Here is an 18,100-nt window from a genome sequence, read left to right on the forward strand (position 1 = left end):
ATTATGAGTTTAGATGGCATTGTAGATTGGTTGTCCACCGAAGGGAAGAACGCAATATTTATCGCTGGTATCGTTTTTGCGATTGTGTTGGCGTTCCGAAGACAATTCATCGGGGCAATCGGTACTTTCCTCGTTCTCTTGGTGGCGTATGCCTTTGTTGCCAAACCTGAATTGTTTGGTACCATCTCTGAATTTATTACAAGCAAGATGAATTTAGGCGGGAAATAAGGGGGCCTACGAATGGAACCGCAGCCGCAACGAAGAGACTTGTTTGTACTCAATGAATTTTTGGTATTTGAGAGACGATTATATCAATTTGCAGGCTTTGCCTTTGGTAGAGCTTTAAAGATCAAAACGATAGGTTACTTTATTGCCCTTTCGATATTCATGTTAATTTGGTACCATATTCCGATTTTGAATATACCTTTATTGATTTTACCCAATGCATTCTCCTATATGGCGCCGTTTTTAGGTACCTATTTACTGGTTGATGTGGGGACCGAGAATCGGCCCCCTATCAAATTTTTTAAAAGCTTTTGCACCTATCACTGGCGCAAAAGTAAGCGGGTGACCTATTACAAGGGAATGGAGTTGGGCCAGCCTCAATCCTATGGATTTAACGGACAGCTGACCGTGAGAGAACGGCAAGCTGTTAAAAAGAAACTTAAACCGACTTACCGTTTTGACGGTTACTTCACAGTTGGAGAAAGACCAGTAAAGAAGGTGAATCCATGAAAGTTTTCACACAATTCCCGGTTAAACATGTTGAAGGAAATTTGGTATTTGGCAGAGACGGTACCGTATGGGCCTATTATCAGGTTGAAGGTTTTGCCTATGATTTTAGGGACATGATGCAAAAGTTTGAGCCATACAGCAACCAACTCTCTTTTTACGTAGAGAACATGAACGATTTACATTTTCTGATGATTCCATCCTTAACGGATGTGAATGGCATTATTGATGAAACCCTATCCGAAATCAGCCGAAAAGATTATGCGCTGAAAGAGTATGGTATCCAATATTTTGAGAGTTTGAAAGAAACGTTGTCGAGTCAGCGTTCTTCTCGCGATACGAACGAGTACCATTCTTATATTGGAATTCAGTTGATTGAAAAGAGAAACAAGTTTCACAGTGAGGGAAATGCCGCATTAATGATTACTACACAATTCCAGCGGTTCATGCAGGGCTTCACGTCTCCCCTATATCGGGCCGTGGGCTTGATGCCCCAAGATATACTCAAGCGGGATATTAAAGAGCGGCAGGATCAGGCCGAGGCTCTACGTGAAATTCTCACCACATCTATGTCATGTCTGGTACGACATACAAGCAAAGAGGAAACGGTATTTTTAATCGAACAAAACTTTAGTGTCACGCCAAATGATACACAGCTTCGTAAAGGCTATGAAACGAGTGTTGATGTTAGCGGGGTTGATGAAAATAATCAAAAACATGAAGCACGGCGCGGCCAGGCCCATTCATTTTATGAGCTGCAAAATGCGGAGATTAAAGAATACGATCAAAAAACGCTCAAGCTGTACAAGCTGGTCGGGGAAGAAATTAAGGAGAAATATGCTCAATATTTAGTCGTAGATAAGATGCGGCCCCATTCATTACATCCAGGTTCCGAGTGGATGTTTCATATACAGAACAGTTTGAAATTTCCGGTAGCGGTTTCGATTAAGGCCAGCTTCCTGCGCAATGACCAAATCATTAAAAGATTAAGTAATGTCCGGCTTTCCTATGAGGACCAAAGAACTGAGGCCGCCAAAGGGAACAGTGAAGTGGATCTAAGTGTTGAAAAGTCTGAAAGCGGCGCAATCCAGATGGAAAGTCGTTTTGGGGAAACCGGATATCCGGCCTATGCCTGTTCTTTTGTATTCCGTGTGGCGGGTGACGACATGGAGGAATTGCGAGTTCGGGCCAGTGAATTAAAGCGGCAGATGCAAAAATTTGGTATCCATTTGCAAACACCATACGGGGAGTCGATTTCTTATTTTATGGAATTCATTCCTTCAGCTCCAAGACTTAATGAGGATTACTTGCAATATTTAGAGCCGACGAAGTTGGCGGGTATGATGTTTGCGGCAACCACGAATATCGGAGACAACCGGGGATTTTATATCGGTCAAACGCTCAAGCTGAACCGTCCCGTATTTATCCGGCCTGACTTGGCCGCGAAAGCTTTTGAAGGAACACAGAATGTGATGGATTCCTTGGCCGTCATGGTCGCTGGCATGACCGGGAAAGGTAAATCCTTTTTCATTAACCTGTTTACGTATCTTTCTGTGCTGACCGGATCGCTTGCCCTAATTGTAGACCCGAAGGGCGACCGGAAAGGGTGGGCCAAGGGATTACCTTTTATTCCACCAGAGTTTATATCGGTCTGGACGCTGGGCGCTGATGAAGCAGATGCAGGCTGTCTTGATCCTTTCCGCACCAGCACCAACCCCGAAGAAGCGAAGGACATTGCCCTGGATATTTTGTCTTTCTTGTGCAACAAGCAGTTAGGTGATGTAGGGTTCACGATATTAAGTGAAGCATCGGAACGAGAAGCTTATCATGAAGATCCTTGTCTTGGGGGATTGCTGGAAGACCTGGAGAAACGACTCGTGACCGTGGAACACCGGGCAGATCGCCAGGAAGCCGCTGCACAAATTATTGAAACGCTGCATACGCTCAAGCGGAGTAACATTGCAAGATTGCTTTTCGGGGAGCGCAACCAGGACTATCGGGTGCTGGAAGTCAGTAAGCCTATTCAAGTGCTGATGGTGCAAAATTTGCAGCTACCAAGAGCAGGGAAAGGTTCTGTCCGGCCTGTAGAAAAAATATCTGAAGCTATTCTAATTTCCATAGCCGCTTATACCAAGCAATACATGTTTAATCAGGATCGGTTTATTCATAAGGTCATCGTGCAAGACGAAGCGAAAACCGTTGAACGTTCATCTGAAGGTAAAGCACAAATGGATTTTATTACACGGATGGGGCGTTATTACAATACCTCTTTGGTGAAAGGTACGCAGAATGCTACGGACTATGACGAAGATGTAGCCAATATGGGGATGAAGTTCTCTTTTGCTCTTAAAAAATATGAAGAAGTAGTTGAAATGCTCAAATTCTATAACCTACCTACAACACAGAGCAATATTGACTATCTCACTGGCCTGGGGCGGGGAACAGCTCTATTTCAGGATATCTATGGACGTACGGCAGCTGTCCGCATTCATCCAGTTTACAAAGAGATTGAGCAGGCTTTTGATAGCTCAACCTCTACAGAAGAAGAAAGAGAATATGAAAATAAACGTCAGGAACGCATCATAATGGGAGGTTAGGCAGATGGTTAAACGGATAATGATTGTCCTGGGTGTAGTTCTGCTGCTGATCACAGGTTGTTCTAAAACCCCAACTCAGGACACAGCGGAGGTTGGCGCTGCTGATGCGCTGGCCCTCAAATATATCGAAGCCACCACCGAAGGAAATCATGATTTATTCAAACAAATCTTGTCACCTGATGATCCGCATTACCTGAATTTAAAAGATGGTCGTCATGTGAATCCAGGGATGTACAAAGCTATGGGGGAACGATACACCATTCAGCGTTTTGAACAAAGGACGAATGATGCCAAGGAAATGTACTACAAGGTGACATACTACAGTCCCAAGCATAACGGGTATTTTACAGATTACCTTGAAATGAAAAAGGAATCAGGAGACTGGAAGATATCTGAAATCGATTCGCGTGATGTTTCACGGAAGATTACCAATCCGGAAGGTGGCGTGATTGTACACGAGAACAAAGAAGGTGATAAGTAATGATAAAGAAGCTGCTCCATGTTCTTTTATTATTGCTGATTTTCATCCTTCATGTTACGCCAGCTTATGCAGCAGATCCAGACGTGGTATATGATGGCGGCATTTCAGACAATCTCTTCAGCGGGGATCACGAGCAAACGAGCGACGGTTCCAAAGCCTATTACCAAATCGATGTTACATCCAAAACGCCTGGGGAAGAAGAAGGCGGATTTTTTAGTACCCTTGGGAGCTGGATTTCCGGTGATGCCGTAAAAGATGAAGTCCTGGCCCAGTTCTATGAAGGCATGAATTTTATGGTTAATACGATGTTTAAGATGAACGTGTTTATGACCAAAGGTATGCTGTCGGTTCTTGATTTTGCCTTTAAATTCGACATTGTGAATGACCTGATCGATGGCATTTCAGGCGTGATGGAGAAACTGACGGGGATATCCGGCGGTAAATTTATGGGTTCAGGAATCTATGGGAAAATGCTACAGATCATTGGTATATCTATCGGCATTGCCTTTTTGTATAAATACTTTTTTGCGCGGGCGCAGCTGCAAGCCACAAGCATGACCGCTAATTCTTTACTGATGCTGGTTGTGGCTTTGCTGTTTTTTTCAAATTACGCGGCCACACTTAAAACGGTCAACAACGTGACCACGGAAATGTCGGCTGTTGTTATGGGAGCTGCATCGGGTTTAACAAGTGATGGTCAGACCGATACCAAGACGACTTTAGGCGACAACATGTGGAATCTGTTTATCCACCGGCCTTATCTGTTTTTGCAATACGGTTCCGATTCAGAAGGGAGTATTGGTAGCGGCAGGGTGGATGAGCTGCTGGTCATACCTCCTGGGAAACAGCGGCAGTCTTATATAGAAGATAATGAGATTAAAGAACGGGCGAATACAATTATGACCTACGCTGCCGTGCCGGATCGTTTGGTATTTTCCGGTTTGTACAGTACGGTCAATGCGTTTACGTCAATTCCTATTTTCGCTTTGGCTATTGCAATTCTGGCCTTTCAGTTTTGGTTTTTAGGTGTTGCAGCTGTGGCCCCGTTTTACCTGGTTATTGCCGCCTTTCCAAACCAAGGCGGGATTTTTAGGCGCTATGCGGAAGAGTTGTTTTTACCTTTGATTCTCAAAGTTGCAATGTCTATTTTAGCCCTTATTATTTTTACAATGTCGGCCATTGTATACCAGACTTCTGACACTAATAATTATGCTTATTTGGCTACGGCCGTTGTTGAGTTTATTGTTTTAGTCATTATCATCTTTATCCGCAAGCGTTTGATGCGTATTTTGTTTGCAGGTGGGGCTATGGCGCGTAATGTGGCTATGGAAGCGTCCAGAGCTGACCAGTATATTACATCTAAAATTAAGGATATGAAGCGTAAAGCTGTCCGTACCGTAGCGCAAGCAGCAGGCACAATGGCAGGTGGCCCAAGCGCTGGAGCCGCAGCCGGGGCTATCGCTGACGGTATGATGGGGGATGGCCGTGAAAAACCTTTAGAAAATGTACCTTTAAACGATAAAGAGGGCAGCGATGTTGTATCTCTTGCGAAAGCTTCAAAGGGAGAAGGCAGTTCAAAACAACATGAGGCTCATCCATCAGATGACCTGGATGCGGATTACAACGGAGAGGATACGAAAGTACCTTCAACAACAGAGCTACCTAAAAGTGATTCTATATTTGTTCCAGGTACATCTACAGGAGGACAAGCCGTTGGCGCTAAGAAGCAAGGGCGGTTGGCTCAGGTCATGGGGGCATTGGCTGCTCAAGAGTCAGCGGCCACAGCGCAACCATCAGGCAAGCTTGCCGGAACTGCTTCCAAGTTAGCTGCGGAATCTGTTTCTACTCATGGAGCTGCACCGATTCCGTATGACGTTCCAGAGACAAGCCATTCAAGCGAGGTATTTCGTGTAGGGACTTTACCTGTTGAATCTTTGTCTCCTGCCTTATCCACGGTTCCAGGCGCAGTACCTTCGACGGAACCTATGCCGGTTCATATACCTGGTGGAATGGGTGTACCTTTGTCGGCAGCTCATGCGGCTTCGCAGTTGGTCCAAGCCGCATGCCAACGGAAGAATAGACAAACAGGGTCAATCCCTTCTCCAGGACGATCTATGAGCCATGCTAGAGGGGAACAAGCCCGGTTCAATGGTGGGGAACTGTATGATTCGCAGCAGGAAAATACGTTTGTAGCATCTGCACAAGAGCCTATTATGGGTCCTTATCCAGTGGGTGCAGCTAACAGCTTGCCAAGTGTCATAATGGGAAATACAGGTGTATCCTTGTCGGCAGCTCGTATGGCTTCACAGCTGGCTCAGGTGGTCAGTCGAGGGAGTAAGGAAGCTATCCCAGTTGTATCTCAAAACGGATCTTCAAGCGCTGTTGTTAGACCGTCTGAAAGCATACGTACCGTCAAAGGGTTAAGTGCTATCCCCAACTTGTTTGCAAATAAATCTAAAGCAACTGTTCCGCAGGATTCGGATCAAACCGAGTCTAAAAATGTTGAGCCTGACGATCAGGAAGGTGACGATTCATGAGTTCAAACATTCCTGATCGGGCGAAGCCGTGGGTTAGTATTATTGTTGCCTCTATCATCATAGCAGCTCTACTTTTCGCTACGATCCGTTACTTTTTTTTTAGCTCTCCTGACCATGAAACACAGAAAAAGGCAAGTCAGCCAGCTAAACCGCCGGGCCGCGTACACCAGTATGCGGCACCTGATCATTCAAAGCAGGAAGAAAAGAAATCCATTGACGCAAAAGATATGAGCCTGGCACAGGAACTTATCCCGTTATTTTTAAAAGCGTATATTCCGTGGGATGTGAAGCAGCAGCCAAATAGCAATATTGAAAAATCGAAAGAGTATATGACTGAATCCTTCTACAAGAAAGTATCTGCCACTCAGCAGCGGTACACCTTAGATATGAAGCGTCGAACCGTTACCAATATTGAGCTGACACCTGCTGATATTAGACAAGCTGTTCAGTGGTGGGATGCGGATATAGAGGTTCAACAGACAGATGCTTCAGGCAAAGTCAGTACCAACTATCTGCTTTTTGTAGTGAAAGCGAAATGGGAGAATAAAGCTTGGAAAATAGATGATGTAGGCGTGCGAACCGGAGAGTGGAGCCTATGAAAAAATGGCTTTTACTTCCGGTTATTCTATCTATTTTATTTGCAATCGGGTTATTTGCTATTTTCATGCTCATACCTTTGTTTATTATCGGGGGCGGTCAACAAGCTTCAGCAGGAACGGGTTCCTGGGGAGCCGGTACCATATCTCAAATTGCAGAAAATGAAATCCCTGCTGAATTTATTCCCATCTACAAAGCGGCAGAAGAAAAGTATGGGGTGCCTTGGAATTTGCTTGCAGCGGTACACCGCATTGAAACTCGTTTTTCCACCTTAAAACCGATGATATCCAAGGTTGGGGCCGAGGGACATATGCAATTTATGCCGTGTACGTTTGTTGGATGGGGAGCGCCCGGTTGTAAGGGAACAAACGGAAAAGGCCAATTTTCTGAGGAAGAAAAAACGAGCCTGGCGCTGATCCAGAAGTACGGGGGATATGGGGTAGACGCTGACGGTGATGGGAAAGCAGATATGTGGAATGTAAAGGATGCTATTTTTTCAGCAGCTCATTATCTGTCCGCTAACGGCGCAGCCAACGGAGAATATGAAAAGGCCGTATTCACATACAATCAGAGTCAGGAATATGTGGCCGAGGTTATGAAGTATGCGACTTTGTATGTCCAAGATGGCTATAAACCTATTGAAACAGTTGAACCAGGAAAAGGAGGGTTTGCACGTCCAGTAGAAGGGCATGTAACGTCTCCATTTGGCCCGCGTGTGCATCCCATTACTGGACAGGTCGGAAAGCCTCATAAAGGTGTAGATATAGGATGTCCCAAGGGAACCCCTATACAGGCAGCCAAGGCAGGCAAAGTCACTCTTGCTGGGTGGCAGGATGCCAGTAATCCGAAAAAAGGATATGGTCAGTTCATTTGGATAGATCATGGTGGTGGATACCGAACGACATACGGTCATTTGTCGGCTATTGAGGTTTCTGTAGGCCAAGATATTCAGATTGGACAAGAGATTGGGAAGTGTGGTTCTACAGGTGGAAGCACTGGCCCTCACTTGCACTTTGAAATAGCTATTAATGGGACACATGTCAATCCGGCTCCTTATATTGGACTTAAATAAAGAGGAAGGCGAACGGTTTGCTAAATGAAAAAATTATTGTGCGCGTAGGCAAAGATGAAGAAGAGAAGACCGTGGGGATCGCTAGGCAAGATGATATATTAATTTATATTCCGAGTACCTTTCATAGAGTAAGAATTAGCCAGACGATAGATAAAAATAAAACACATAATATTATATTGCGTAACGTTACGCTATATGATATTATGTGTTTAGGTTATTAAATGAATGATTTTCACAAGTCAGAGGTGCGGGATACACTCTCTTGGCTTTGTTATCCCATATCAATCCATTTACTTACCTAAAACATTCACGTATGGATACGTGATAAATAGGAGGAATTTATTATGGGTGAATATGCAAAATTTGTACGGTTGTATGCCCCTACATCTAATGCTGCAGGGCGAGGAATGCAAGCAAGATTCACACTCCCATCTACCAAAAACTTGGGCGGGGAATATGATTACATTAACTATTATGTAGGCATCGGTGGTTATGAGATTGGTGTCTCGACTGCACGAAAACCTGAGTTTTTACGCGGAGGTTCTTACAAATGGCACTGGTTTGTAAACACAAGTAATGGTGATAAGAAAGACATGAATCAGCCTGTTCAGTACAGTGATGGTGATTCAGTTACAGTGAAAATTTTTATCGACCAAGAAACCAAAAAGCTTAAACTTTACCTCAATGGTTCATCTTCACCAAGCTATACTAGTAATAACGAATGGTATGGCACTATGAATGATTGTCGTGTAGTTCTTGGAGCTTTTCAGTCTTCTGGAGACGTCCCGCCATTAGCATCATGGAAGGTTTCTCAAAGTAATGTTACTGTATCGAATATTTACTATAGAAATGCTTCTGACACTTGGGTTCCAATAACATCTGGAAGCCCGACTGTATTCCACAAACCGGCAGGTGTAAGTAATCCTGGTCCTGCGGATTGGAGAGCAAGTGCTTTAAGTGGAGGATCATTTACAGCTAATATTGGATAAGTAGGAGGCATTATCGGTAAAAAACCAAGGGTTGGCGTGTGAGTTTACACGCCAACCCTTGTGTTTTTGAAAACTATTCGTGATTGCTTTGTATGAGGAAAAGCGATATATGTAGTCATTACATAAGAAACATAGAGAATCGTTACCAACCACATCTTAGTTTCTCGCCTTTACTTCTGAAAAATAAATCTTTAGAATAAATAACGGATGATACAAAAAAACGGAAAAGGATGAATTATATTGAAGAAAATGACGCTTTTTTTGAGTATTATTGTTCTCCTTATTTTTTCAGGAAGTATGGCTAGTGCAAAGGCGAAGCCCATTCAATTAAACGCAAATGGGAATCTTCTTACTAATATGAAAAGTCCCATTGTTTTAAAGAATACTAGTTTTGTACCTGTACGTGTTATAGAGTCTTTAGGAGGCTATAAAGTCGCTTGGAATAGCAAAAGCAAGACGATAATCGTGACTCATGATAGCGATAGTCTGCAGCTAACTGTTGGTAAAAACGTTGCCCTCAAGAATCATAAAGAAATAAGCCTTAGCACTCCTCCAGTTATGAAAGACGGCACGACTTATGTTCCTTTGAGATTCATTAGCGAGAATTTTAATGCTATTGTAGATTGGGACTCTAAGAACAATGGTATTGCTATTATAAAACCTGATCAAAATGCACAAAAGCTGATACAAAGTGGTGATTTGGCAAAAGCTAGATTGGGGGTTATTGGACTACAAAGAGTTCAATTCTATGTATCCAAGGATCGACCTGAAGGAGACAGTTTCAGCTATATTTTCCCAGAGAATGATTTTTCTAAGATGTATTTTATTTGGAGTGATAGTATTTATTATTACGAGTTGAAAAATGGTTATATGAGCTTAGCTTGGGAGGGAAAAAAGACTTTTTCTAAGCTGGATGGAACACACAGTTCTTTGTCTAAATACTTGGGGGGAGACATAGAAAGTATATGGGGAGAACAACCAGCTGTAACTAAACGACTTGTTTTCTTTAATGATAACTCTGGATCAGTTGGGATGGTCGGTGAATATGGGATTATAGACACAAAGGGGAATGTAGTTGTATCCCATAAAGTACAGGATGCTAAGCAGCTTGCAGACTTAATTGTTAATGTGCAGGAGGAAAAGAAATAATTAAGTGTCTTACCCCATTGTCCAATTGAGCAAAATGATTGTATGTTATTATGGAGACTGACTTTGGAAAAACAGCAGAATCGCCCCGAATCGAGGGCGATTCTGCTGTTTTCAATTCTATTTCCGTGTACCTCGTTTATGTTATAATTAATGGGACAAGGTAACCGGTGGGAAAGACACGGCGAAGCTACCCGAAAGGGGGTGCTGCTGTGTCGTCTCTTGAATTGTGTCTGAAGCTTTTGGATGTTGTACTGAAGCTGGTCGGTATTATGACTGGCCTAAATACGTTAGTAAACGTCTATAAGCAAGCGCGAGACAAGAAAAACCACCGGGAATAGGTATGGGAGCCTAGGAATCCGGTGGTTTTTCATTCTCTGAAATTCTCGCCGTGGTTGCCCACCGGCCTTTGTCGGGTAGCCGTGATGCGCTAACATCACGGCTACTTTTATTTATATCCATTATACCACAAATATATGAGGATGAAATGTCTGCTAATCATGCAGGCATTTTTTTTATTATATGTAATTGTTCAAAAATAGGTGAATCTGGATCTTTGAACAGCTCACGGCCATCCAGGTATTTGCTTTAAAATACGAATGTTCATGTTATGGCCAATCGAATAATAACTTTAAAATCCGAACGTTACCTATAATAACTTTTTAAGCTGGGAAATACGGCCTTGTGACACGCCAAGCCATTCGGCATATTGACTTTGCTTGGCTTCTGGATGCTTACGTATGAGCCTCCGTAGACTTCTAAGCAATTCTAACGTAGGCCGATGGGCTCTCTTTTTTTTTGGTTTCTCTTTAACAGGAGAAACGGGAATGAGAGTAACGCCTACGTTCCCCTTCATTTCGAGAATACATTGCCTACATAAAAGAGAACTTTTGAAATAGCTTAAATCCTGGGCCGAACTGCACAATTTACAGGAAACTCCGTTATACTTTCCTATGCCTAAAAAACCTTTTTCTTCGTCCATATAAAATTCCAAAGGATCGCCAATCTCAATCCCTGTTGTGTTCCGGATTTCTATGGGAATAACAAATCGGCCTAGCTGATCCAAGGGACGTGTCATACCTGTATTCTTCAATGAATATCCTCCTTCAAACTAAATAATCAATCTCTCATTGGCTAAACATTTTCTGTAGTTGGCTTACACGGGACTTTGATATACCCAACATATCAGCATATTCCTGTTGTGTAGCAGCCGGATGCTTGTTATGTAAATCTAAGAGCATTTGGGCCATAATCTCCTTTGGTTGTGAAACCTGTTTATTTGTAGAAGGAGGCTTGAGCATACAGATACAGCTTTTACAAATAAGAGAACCCTTAAAGTAGCTTAATTCTTCGGTGGACTGCAAAATTTACATGACTGTCCAATGTACTTTTTTAGGGAAATCGTACTCGATTCTTCATCTACGAAAATTTCCACTGAGTCATTCGAAAAAATATCACATGTAATGAGTACCCCTTTGGGAATTACAATTCTACCATAGGTGTCTAAATCCCTTGTAATTTTTGCGTACATCATCCAATGTTCTCCTAATATAAGTATTTATTGTTGTTCCAAAAGATGGTATTATCGTGGTGAGTGTAAAATATTTAATTATATTACAGGATTTCTATTTTCAGATTTTATTAAATTTGCACATTCTAAGTTCGTTGTGAAAGGGTGGTTTATATGGAAAACACACCTACGATTCGGGCAGAAATAGTAAAATACTTAAAACAGAAAGACTTAACCATGACCGAGTTCGGTCACATCATTAATCTAAACGTAGGTACTATTAGTGGCATTGTGACATCAAATCGTTCTATATCTGTTCACCAACTGGACTGTATTACTATGGGAATGAATTTACCACCGGATTATTTTTACGAACGGTATATAGAAGAGTGTATTGAAGATTTTCCACTCAACTGGCGAAAAATAAGCCCGTTCTTATACCGATGTGTTGAACTTAATCGGTTAGATTGCATACAGCGAGTTGTCAGTATGTTATTGGATAATCCTGCTTATCCTCCATTGCTTTTTGAGCTAGCAGAGGATTCGTTTCACAAAGGATACAAAGATACGGCGGCTTATCTGTATGAAAAAGTAGCCGAGAGTGAAAAACATCAGCATTCAGAGCGCTTGGCAATCTGTCAGTATCGCTTGTTTACGATCAGGATTGGTGAAGATCAGATTCAAAATCTTCAAATTGCTGCTAGATTCGAGCCTTTTATTGATCGTCTGGATGAAGTGGACCAATTAGATGCTTTGAAAGACTTAGCCAACTTATATCGAGCATTGAGTCAGTGGAATAAAGTATATGAATTGGCCCAGATAATGAGAAAAAGAGCTAAGCTTCGTTATGGTATGAAACAAGAATTTCATAAGAAGCCCAAAGACGGACCACTCTTTGCCTACATAGCTTACGGAGACCTGTTGTGTGCTTACGCTTGTGATTCTAGAGGAGATTACGAACAAGGTCTAATATACATCAAGGCGTATACTGATTTAAGTTGGGTAAAAGAAAGAGATCCAGAATCACTACATTGGTTAGGATTATTCCAAGGTTGGGCTAAAATTAATATGTACGTAAATAGGCTTATGTCTGGGGATGTTAGTGTGCTGCCGATTTACGTGGAGTATATATCCGGCGAAAAAGAAATATTTGCCGAACTTCTGAATGTTGTTGAAGCAGCTAATCGTTACAATTTAGATATTGACCATATTTTAGACCGATTTGAATCTCATATCACAGCATACCGTGAACCCGAAGCTACAGATATTTACACTCAGCAGGTATTATCAGATGAATACGCTCGTTTTTGGTACAAACTCGCTAAGTACAATCTGTTCAGAGAAAAATACCCATACGGTTTTAAATGTCTTATACACGCTTTTGGAAAATCCGTTAAAATAAATAATGTACTACTAATTTCCAACTGCTCAGGTTTGTTTGAACGTTTCAGGGTTCATGCAGACCCTGAAACACTGGTTCAGTATCAAAGTATGCTTCTGGAGGTGTGGGAAAAAAATGAGAAAAAAGATGGTTTTCTTTTTAGCAGTTAGTTTTGGCTTTGTTCTGGTGTCTGGAGCATCAGCACTGGCTTCATTTGAACACCATCAGTCTCCTGGTACAATTTCGACTCAAGGCCATATCGGTGGATTCTGATATTTCAGGAGGTGTGGGAAAGAAATGAAAAAAAAGATAGTTCTTCTTCTAACAGCTGGCTTAAGCATACAAGCTCTTGGTGTAATTTCGATTCAAGGTTATATTGGTGGGGCATAAGTCAGACATGCGAATTTATAATTTCCTTGACCAGCTTTTGGGCTGGTCTTTTTATTTTTATATAGGTAGTTTTCTATGCAAAACTATTTCCCACACCACACAATGAATTATTATTCAATAAAATGTCTTATTTGAAAATGAAATACATATGTCATGTAAAAAAATGTTAACTGAATTGGAGCATAGGTTTTTGTACTTGTAGTATCCAGGATAATAACCGTGCCAAAGTCGGTTGCTTATGTAAGCTGAGCAACCGCCGGGTGGAGCCAGATGATTGTTGGATTTTCTCAGCGGCTTATCTGTAATCAGAGACGCAGTCAGCTAAGAACTTGGGGCTTGAAAGTGTACGATACACTTTTGAGTTTGATCTTAAGGAATAGTTGTTGAAAGAAAATAAAGTTATTAGACTAGCCACACTAGACGTACAAAAAGCAGGCTGTCTAGATCCGATCGAAGTAATATGTGTTTCCATACTGTTATTTTTTTAAGTACTAGTTACAAGCGCCCAATTATAACCATATATTGAAATTGTATTCAATAAAATTCTAAAGGAGTTATTTAAATGAATAATTATGAACTTTATTCTCCCCCCTATAATCCTGCACATTCAACGGGATTTGATCCTCATCAACAAACTCAAATCATGGATCATCTACCAGATCCGTTGGCAATTGTTTTTCAAAGCCCCGAATATCATTTCGAGTGCCCCCATAGACTTTGTCATGTCAATGAATCATCAAGAACGGTGTTTTCTGAGTTAGATACCATCGACGACGAGCAAGACGCTGTTGAATTTCGTCCTGAACTCGCTGAATATAGAAAACAGATATTTGGACTGGACGTTCCTGAAGTTAAAACCTCTACATGCTATAAAGTAGTGAAAACCAAGAAACCTTGGGGGGGATGGTGGGAACAAAAAATTCCATATCCTTGCATTTATCGTAGAACCACAAACCATCGAATCGATATCGTCGTGAAGTATCCGTCTACTGTGGAAAATGCAGTCAAAACGTATATCACAAATTGTGCTATCACCGCTGCTGGCGTAGCTGGAAAAACTATTTATGCCGCCGCAACAGCTACGTCTGTATCAGGTCCTGGGGCTATTGCTGCAGCGACTGCAGCAATTCCTGGGGCACTTATAGCTGCAAAAGAGGCTTTTTGGGCATGTATGACAGGAGCCAACTTAGCAGCAGACATAAGTAAACTCATTAAAATGGATATCGTACATGAGAAAAAAACCGGGGACTGGAAACGGGTTTAAATAAAATTCACTGAGCTATATAATGTGAGGTCACTCTGGTGAGTGACCTTTTTTTCGCGTTTTATTGGCAGAATTTATTTAATTTATACCTTTGAACAATAATGTTGAAGGTATCCTTCCCACTAGTTAACGCCACCTGCCCAGTCTAATAGTTTATTATCTTCGAAAATAAACTGGAATAATTGGTGCGAATAAAAAAGCTCATGAATCTGCAGGAGCCGTTCTCTAAAAAATTTATTGAGATGTTATGAACCAGGAGCTACTTTTTGTTGTGTGCTGATTTTATTAATTATTGATGAAATGTGGCGTTCCTAAAAGCATGCTTTTTGGTAGAATTTTTAGGAGGGCTGTTATGGTAATCATGGGCTATGCAAGGGTGTCGAGCAAGGATCAACGTCAATTGCTCAATTCCGTGAACTTGGGATCCCAGAACGATACATATTTGTGGAAAAGCAAAGTGGTAAGGACTTTGAACGGGAGAAGTATCAAGCAATGCGTCTTATGCTTCGTGAAGGCGATCTACTGTATCTGGATGCTTTAGATCGATTGGGTAGGAACTATGATGGGATAGTCAGTGAATGGAAATACATTACTCGTGAGGTCAGTGCAGATATTGTCTGTCTTGAGAATGAAGCTTCGATAGCCGTAAGTTCAAAGGAATGGGAGATATCGGAAAACTGTTGGAGGATCAATTTTTAAGTATGTTGGCTTACGTGGCGGAACAGGAAAGAAAGAAAAACTGGATTCGCCAGGCTGAAGGAACGCAAGTGACCAGAGCTGCAGGAGTAAAATTTGGGTGTCCTAAGCATGAGATTACTACAGAATTTATTGAAGTGTACCAGGAATGGAAAGCTGATAAAATTACAGCACGTAAAGCAATGCAGAGGATTGGAATGAGTAACACAACATTCTATCGTCTTGTGGCGGAATACGAAGCTTAGCCTTTAGAGTGAGCGCTCATAAATTATGGCTTACAGACTAGCACTAGACTAGCACTAGACTAGCGCTAGTCTAGCGAATTATATGCAAATAATTTATTTTGGAGTTTAAAATAGGCCATAAATAACGAAATTCAATCATTTTAGGTGAATTTGCTGTGTAAAATCACTTTTTGTGAATAATTTCTTTGTATATTTAAACAATGAACTTGAATGCTAGGGTTTTTAACGTTGTCTATAGTCAACGAAATTCGTTATAATTTAAGCTGTAAACGTAACGCGTTACATTATTATTAGCGCTAATAATAACGATAAAATGCGAGATAAAGTGGTAGCGTAATTAGCGCTAGTTGCTAATGTAGTTTAAGTGATGCTGTTAATAAATGAAAAAAGCGACCAGTTTCGTACACTGATCGCTTTTCATAAAAAGGCGCAAGGTTATTCTCTTGTGTCGTCTAATGACCCTACTTGACGTTCCTAGGCGTGGTAGGGTTTTTACTTTTTTAGTATAAAAGTAAGGGTAGCTATTAAAAAAATACCAAATGTACACAATAACTCAGCCACTTTAACAGCATCTTCCATACGGGGCACCTCCCTTCATATGGAATAACAAGGGAGGAAACACTTGCGCTACTCTAAAGTATAGAATCAAAATGTACATATTTAAAGCAGATAATATATCGGAAATAGCTTGTATTTATTTGTTTTAGGTCTTATATAATTATTTTTAATAACACTTATTCGATTATCTACCTATATGTACAAATTACTATTAATTACTCTTATATTCGTTAGATTACATACTCTATAAAGTTATGATATATTGTTAGCTATGACTGAAAAGGCAGAAAAGGTTTACATATTCAATATACTTGTATGGCTATCCTTAATGGGTAGTTTTTTTGTTTGGAAGTATTTATAATTAATGCATTACGAAATCTATTAATATTCTTTGCTGACAATGATCAAGCGAAGAGAAGCGACAGCTCTACTTGAGCTGCAAGAAATTATATTTGGAGCATTAGCTACCGAATAACATTGAGAAGTCATAAACACTTTATTTTCTTTGCCGACCTTTAGGGATCAGCGCAAAGAGCAGAATTTCACAGGATAAAGCACAAGGTCTATTTTTTCATGCTTATTTAAGCATGTTTAAAAAGGGATTTTTTTGCGCTTACAGCCGATTGTAGCAGGCATTTATGCCAACTATAATCGGCTTTTTTTATATATAGGTGCACAGCACAAATCACATTTTTGGAGGGAATTTAACATGATGAATTTTGAGATTTTGAAGGTTTTACGAGTCGAAAAAATTTGTTTAGGTATGACTGTTGCAGAGGCTAATCGCTTTTTGATTAGCCTCAGATTTAGGGCAAGACCATAGCTCTACCACAAAGTCGCTTGCGGCTGCTGGATGGTTGGAAAAGTAGAGCACGAATTAGCGCATCGCTGGGCGCTGATCGTAGCAAGTTAATCAGCACGAAAGTGATCTAATCCGAAAGGGCGACCATTATGGCTAAAAGGGTGAGGCATCATATAGTAGATATAAGTTATGTTTGCGTGTTGGCCAAAGACCAAGCTCCTTCCGATGTGATGTTGATTAATCTGAGCAAGATACCAAAAAAACGTCGTATGCGTCTTTCGACTGCAGTAGATTTGGTCAAAGATTCACAGTGCATATAATGAAGGAAAAATTCCAAAGTATGAGGAGTATAGTAAAAGAAATGATTTTGATAAGCCACTTATCAATTGGTATAACTTACATGTAGTAATCAGCAAACCTAAATGATATATTATTCATCCGGCCGTAAGCCAGGCTGTGATGTAATGGTTCAAAAGTTTAAAAGACCATCTACGAGTCATTATTTACCAGTAGTATGAACCACAAAAGTATGATATATTATTTATCCGGCCCAAGAAAAGCCGAATGAAAAATTGATCTTTGAAAACTGAACAACGAGTGAGTAAACTGATTTTGTTCGCAAAATCAAAAACATGAGATATTTTATCTCGTCAGTTTCAAATGAGCTAATCGCTCTTTCGATAAACCAGCTTCGGTTGGTTTTTAATGGAGAGTTTGATCCTGGCTCAGGACGAACGCTGGCGGCGTGCCTAATACATGCAAGTCGAGCGGGGTTAGTTAGAAGCTTGCTTCTAACTAACCTAGCGGCGGACGGGTGAGTAACACGTAGGCAACCTGCCCACAAGACAGGGATAACTACCGGAAACGGTAGCTAATACCCGATACATCCTTTTCCTGCATGGGAGAAGGAGGAAAGGCGGAGCAATCTGTCACTTGTGGATGGGCCTGCGGCGCATTAGCTAGTTGGTGGGGTAAAGGCCTACCAAGGCGACGATGCGTAGCCGACCTGAGAGGGTGATCGGCCACACTGGGACTGAGACACGGCCCAGACTCCTACGGGAGGCAGCAGTAGGGAATCTTCCGCAATGGGCGAAAGCCTGACG

General features: G+C 41.4%; 13 protein-coding genes, 1 rRNA gene and 1 pseudogene. 14 read left to right on the forward strand and 1 reads right to left on the reverse strand.

The genetic code is table 11. The annotated features are described in order from the left end of the window. The first annotated feature begins 3 nt into the window (after positions 1-3). The 10 genes from ACN6NF_RS10840 to ACN6NF_RS10885 all read left to right on the forward strand — a co-directional run bounded on the left by ACN6NF_RS10840 (position 4) and on the right by ACN6NF_RS10885 (position 10,492). The gene (locus ACN6NF_RS10840) at positions 4-228 is read left to right on the forward strand and encodes a hypothetical protein (protein WP_290410650.1); all 225 of its coding nucleotides are present in this window, start codon (positions 4-6) and stop codon (positions 226-228) included. 12 nt (positions 229-240) lie between these two features. Then, a complete protein-coding gene (locus ACN6NF_RS10845; RefSeq protein ID WP_474317611.1) occupies positions 241-735 on the forward strand; it encodes a TcpE family conjugal transfer membrane protein in 495 nt (164 codons plus the stop codon). Then, positions 732-3,329, forward strand: a complete 2,598-nt coding sequence (locus tag ACN6NF_RS10850; protein WP_474317613.1) for an ATP-binding protein — start codon at positions 732-734, stop codon at positions 3,327-3,329. Before ACN6NF_RS10845 ends, ACN6NF_RS10850 begins: the two co-directional genes overlap by 4 nt. Positions 3,330-3,333: 4 nt before the next feature. Then, the gene (locus ACN6NF_RS10855; RefSeq protein ID WP_019688379.1) at positions 3,334-3,810 is read left to right on the forward strand and encodes a hypothetical protein; all 477 of its coding nucleotides are present in this window, start codon (positions 3,334-3,336) and stop codon (positions 3,808-3,810) included. Beyond that, positions 3,810-6,347 carry a CD3337/EF1877 family mobilome membrane protein gene (locus ACN6NF_RS10860; protein WP_474317614.1) on the forward strand — a complete coding sequence of 846 codons (2,538 nt, stop codon included), beginning with the start codon at positions 3,810-3,812 and terminating at the stop codon, positions 6,345-6,347. Before ACN6NF_RS10855 ends, ACN6NF_RS10860 begins: the two co-directional genes overlap by 1 nt. Beyond that, complete coding sequence (locus ACN6NF_RS10865) at positions 6,344-6,946, forward strand: hypothetical protein (protein ID WP_474317615.1); 603 nt, start codon at positions 6,344-6,346, stop codon at positions 6,944-6,946. Before ACN6NF_RS10860 ends, ACN6NF_RS10865 begins: the two co-directional genes overlap by 4 nt. Continuing rightward, positions 6,943-8,016: a peptidoglycan DD-metalloendopeptidase family protein gene (locus tag ACN6NF_RS10870; protein WP_474317616.1), complete on the forward strand. Its 1,074-nt coding sequence runs from the start codon at positions 6,943-6,945 to the stop codon at positions 8,014-8,016. Before ACN6NF_RS10865 ends, ACN6NF_RS10870 begins: the two co-directional genes overlap by 4 nt. A gap of 344 nt (positions 8,017-8,360) precedes the next feature. Further along, positions 8,361-9,005 (forward strand): hypothetical protein, encoded by a 645-nt coding sequence (locus tag ACN6NF_RS10875; protein WP_019688374.1) that lies wholly within the window; start codon positions 8,361-8,363, stop codon positions 9,003-9,005. A 249-nt stretch (positions 9,006-9,254) separates the two neighbouring features. Further along, positions 9,255-10,154, forward strand: coding sequence for a copper amine oxidase N-terminal domain-containing protein (locus tag ACN6NF_RS10880; RefSeq protein ID WP_474317623.1), 900 nt, complete (start codon positions 9,255-9,257; stop codon positions 10,152-10,154). A gap of 209 nt (positions 10,155-10,363) precedes the next feature. Then, positions 10,364-10,492: a hypothetical protein gene (locus ACN6NF_RS10885; protein WP_019688372.1), complete on the forward strand. Its 129-nt coding sequence runs from the start codon at positions 10,364-10,366 to the stop codon at positions 10,490-10,492. Positions 10,493-10,800: 308 nt separating this feature from the next. Here the strand turns inward: ACN6NF_RS10885 and ACN6NF_RS10890 are convergent, their stop codons facing one another. After that, positions 10,801-11,244 (reverse strand): AbrB/MazE/SpoVT family DNA-binding domain-containing protein, encoded by a 444-nt coding sequence (locus ACN6NF_RS10890; protein WP_474317618.1) that lies wholly within the window; start codon positions 11,242-11,244, stop codon positions 10,801-10,803. 591 nt (positions 11,245-11,835) lie between these two features. Here ACN6NF_RS10890 and ACN6NF_RS10895 point away from each other — a divergent pair. From ACN6NF_RS10895 to ACN6NF_RS10910, 4 genes and pseudogenes are all read left to right on the forward strand, one after another. Continuing rightward, positions 11,836-13,212: a helix-turn-helix domain-containing protein gene (locus ACN6NF_RS10895; protein ID WP_474317620.1), complete on the forward strand. Its 1,377-nt coding sequence runs from the start codon at positions 11,836-11,838 to the stop codon at positions 13,210-13,212. 782 nt (positions 13,213-13,994) lie between these two features. Continuing rightward, positions 13,995-14,696 carry a hypothetical protein gene (locus ACN6NF_RS10900; RefSeq protein ID WP_474317621.1) on the forward strand — a complete coding sequence of 234 codons (702 nt, stop codon included), beginning with the start codon at positions 13,995-13,997 and terminating at the stop codon, positions 14,694-14,696. A 361-nt stretch (positions 14,697-15,057) separates the two neighbouring features. Continuing rightward, a pseudogene (locus ACN6NF_RS10905) lies at positions 15,058-15,637 on the forward strand (recombinase family protein). A gap of 2,062 nt (positions 15,638-17,699) precedes the next feature. Next, positions 17,700-18,100, forward strand: a 16S ribosomal RNA gene (locus ACN6NF_RS10910); the annotation flags it as partial.

The organism is Paenibacillus sp. TSM33 (genome assembly GCF_056099025.1).

Excerpts from the sequence above, each read along its gene's own strand:
- ACN6NF_RS10895 (WP_474317620.1), top strand. The coding sequence starts at position 11,836 with ATGGAAAACACACCTACGATTCGGGCAGAAATAGTAAAATACTTAAAA.
- ACN6NF_RS10865 (WP_474317615.1), top strand. The coding sequence starts at position 6,344 with ATGAGTTCAAACATTCCTGATCGGGCGAAGCCGTGGGTTAGTATTATT.
- ACN6NF_RS10840 (WP_290410650.1), top strand. The coding sequence starts at position 4 with ATGAGTTTAGATGGCATTGTAGATTGGTTGTCCACCGAAGGGAAGAAC.
- ACN6NF_RS10860 (WP_474317614.1), top strand. The coding sequence starts at position 3,810 with ATGATAAAGAAGCTGCTCCATGTTCTTTTATTATTGCTGATTTTCATC.
- ACN6NF_RS10850 (WP_474317613.1), top strand. The coding sequence starts at position 732 with ATGAAAGTTTTCACACAATTCCCGGTTAAACATGTTGAAGGAAATTTG.
- ACN6NF_RS10880 (WP_474317623.1), top strand. The coding sequence starts at position 9,255 with ATGACGCTTTTTTTGAGTATTATTGTTCTCCTTATTTTTTCAGGAAGT.
- ACN6NF_RS10875 (WP_019688374.1), top strand. The coding sequence starts at position 8,361 with ATGGGTGAATATGCAAAATTTGTACGGTTGTATGCCCCTACATCTAAT.
- ACN6NF_RS10900 (WP_474317621.1), top strand. The coding sequence starts at position 13,995 with ATGAATAATTATGAACTTTATTCTCCCCCCTATAATCCTGCACATTCA.
- ACN6NF_RS10855 (WP_019688379.1), top strand. The coding sequence starts at position 3,334 with ATGGTTAAACGGATAATGATTGTCCTGGGTGTAGTTCTGCTGCTGATC.
- ACN6NF_RS10870 (WP_474317616.1), top strand. The coding sequence starts at position 6,943 with ATGAAAAAATGGCTTTTACTTCCGGTTATTCTATCTATTTTATTTGCA.
- ACN6NF_RS10845 (WP_474317611.1), top strand. The coding sequence starts at position 241 with ATGGAACCGCAGCCGCAACGAAGAGACTTGTTTGTACTCAATGAATTT.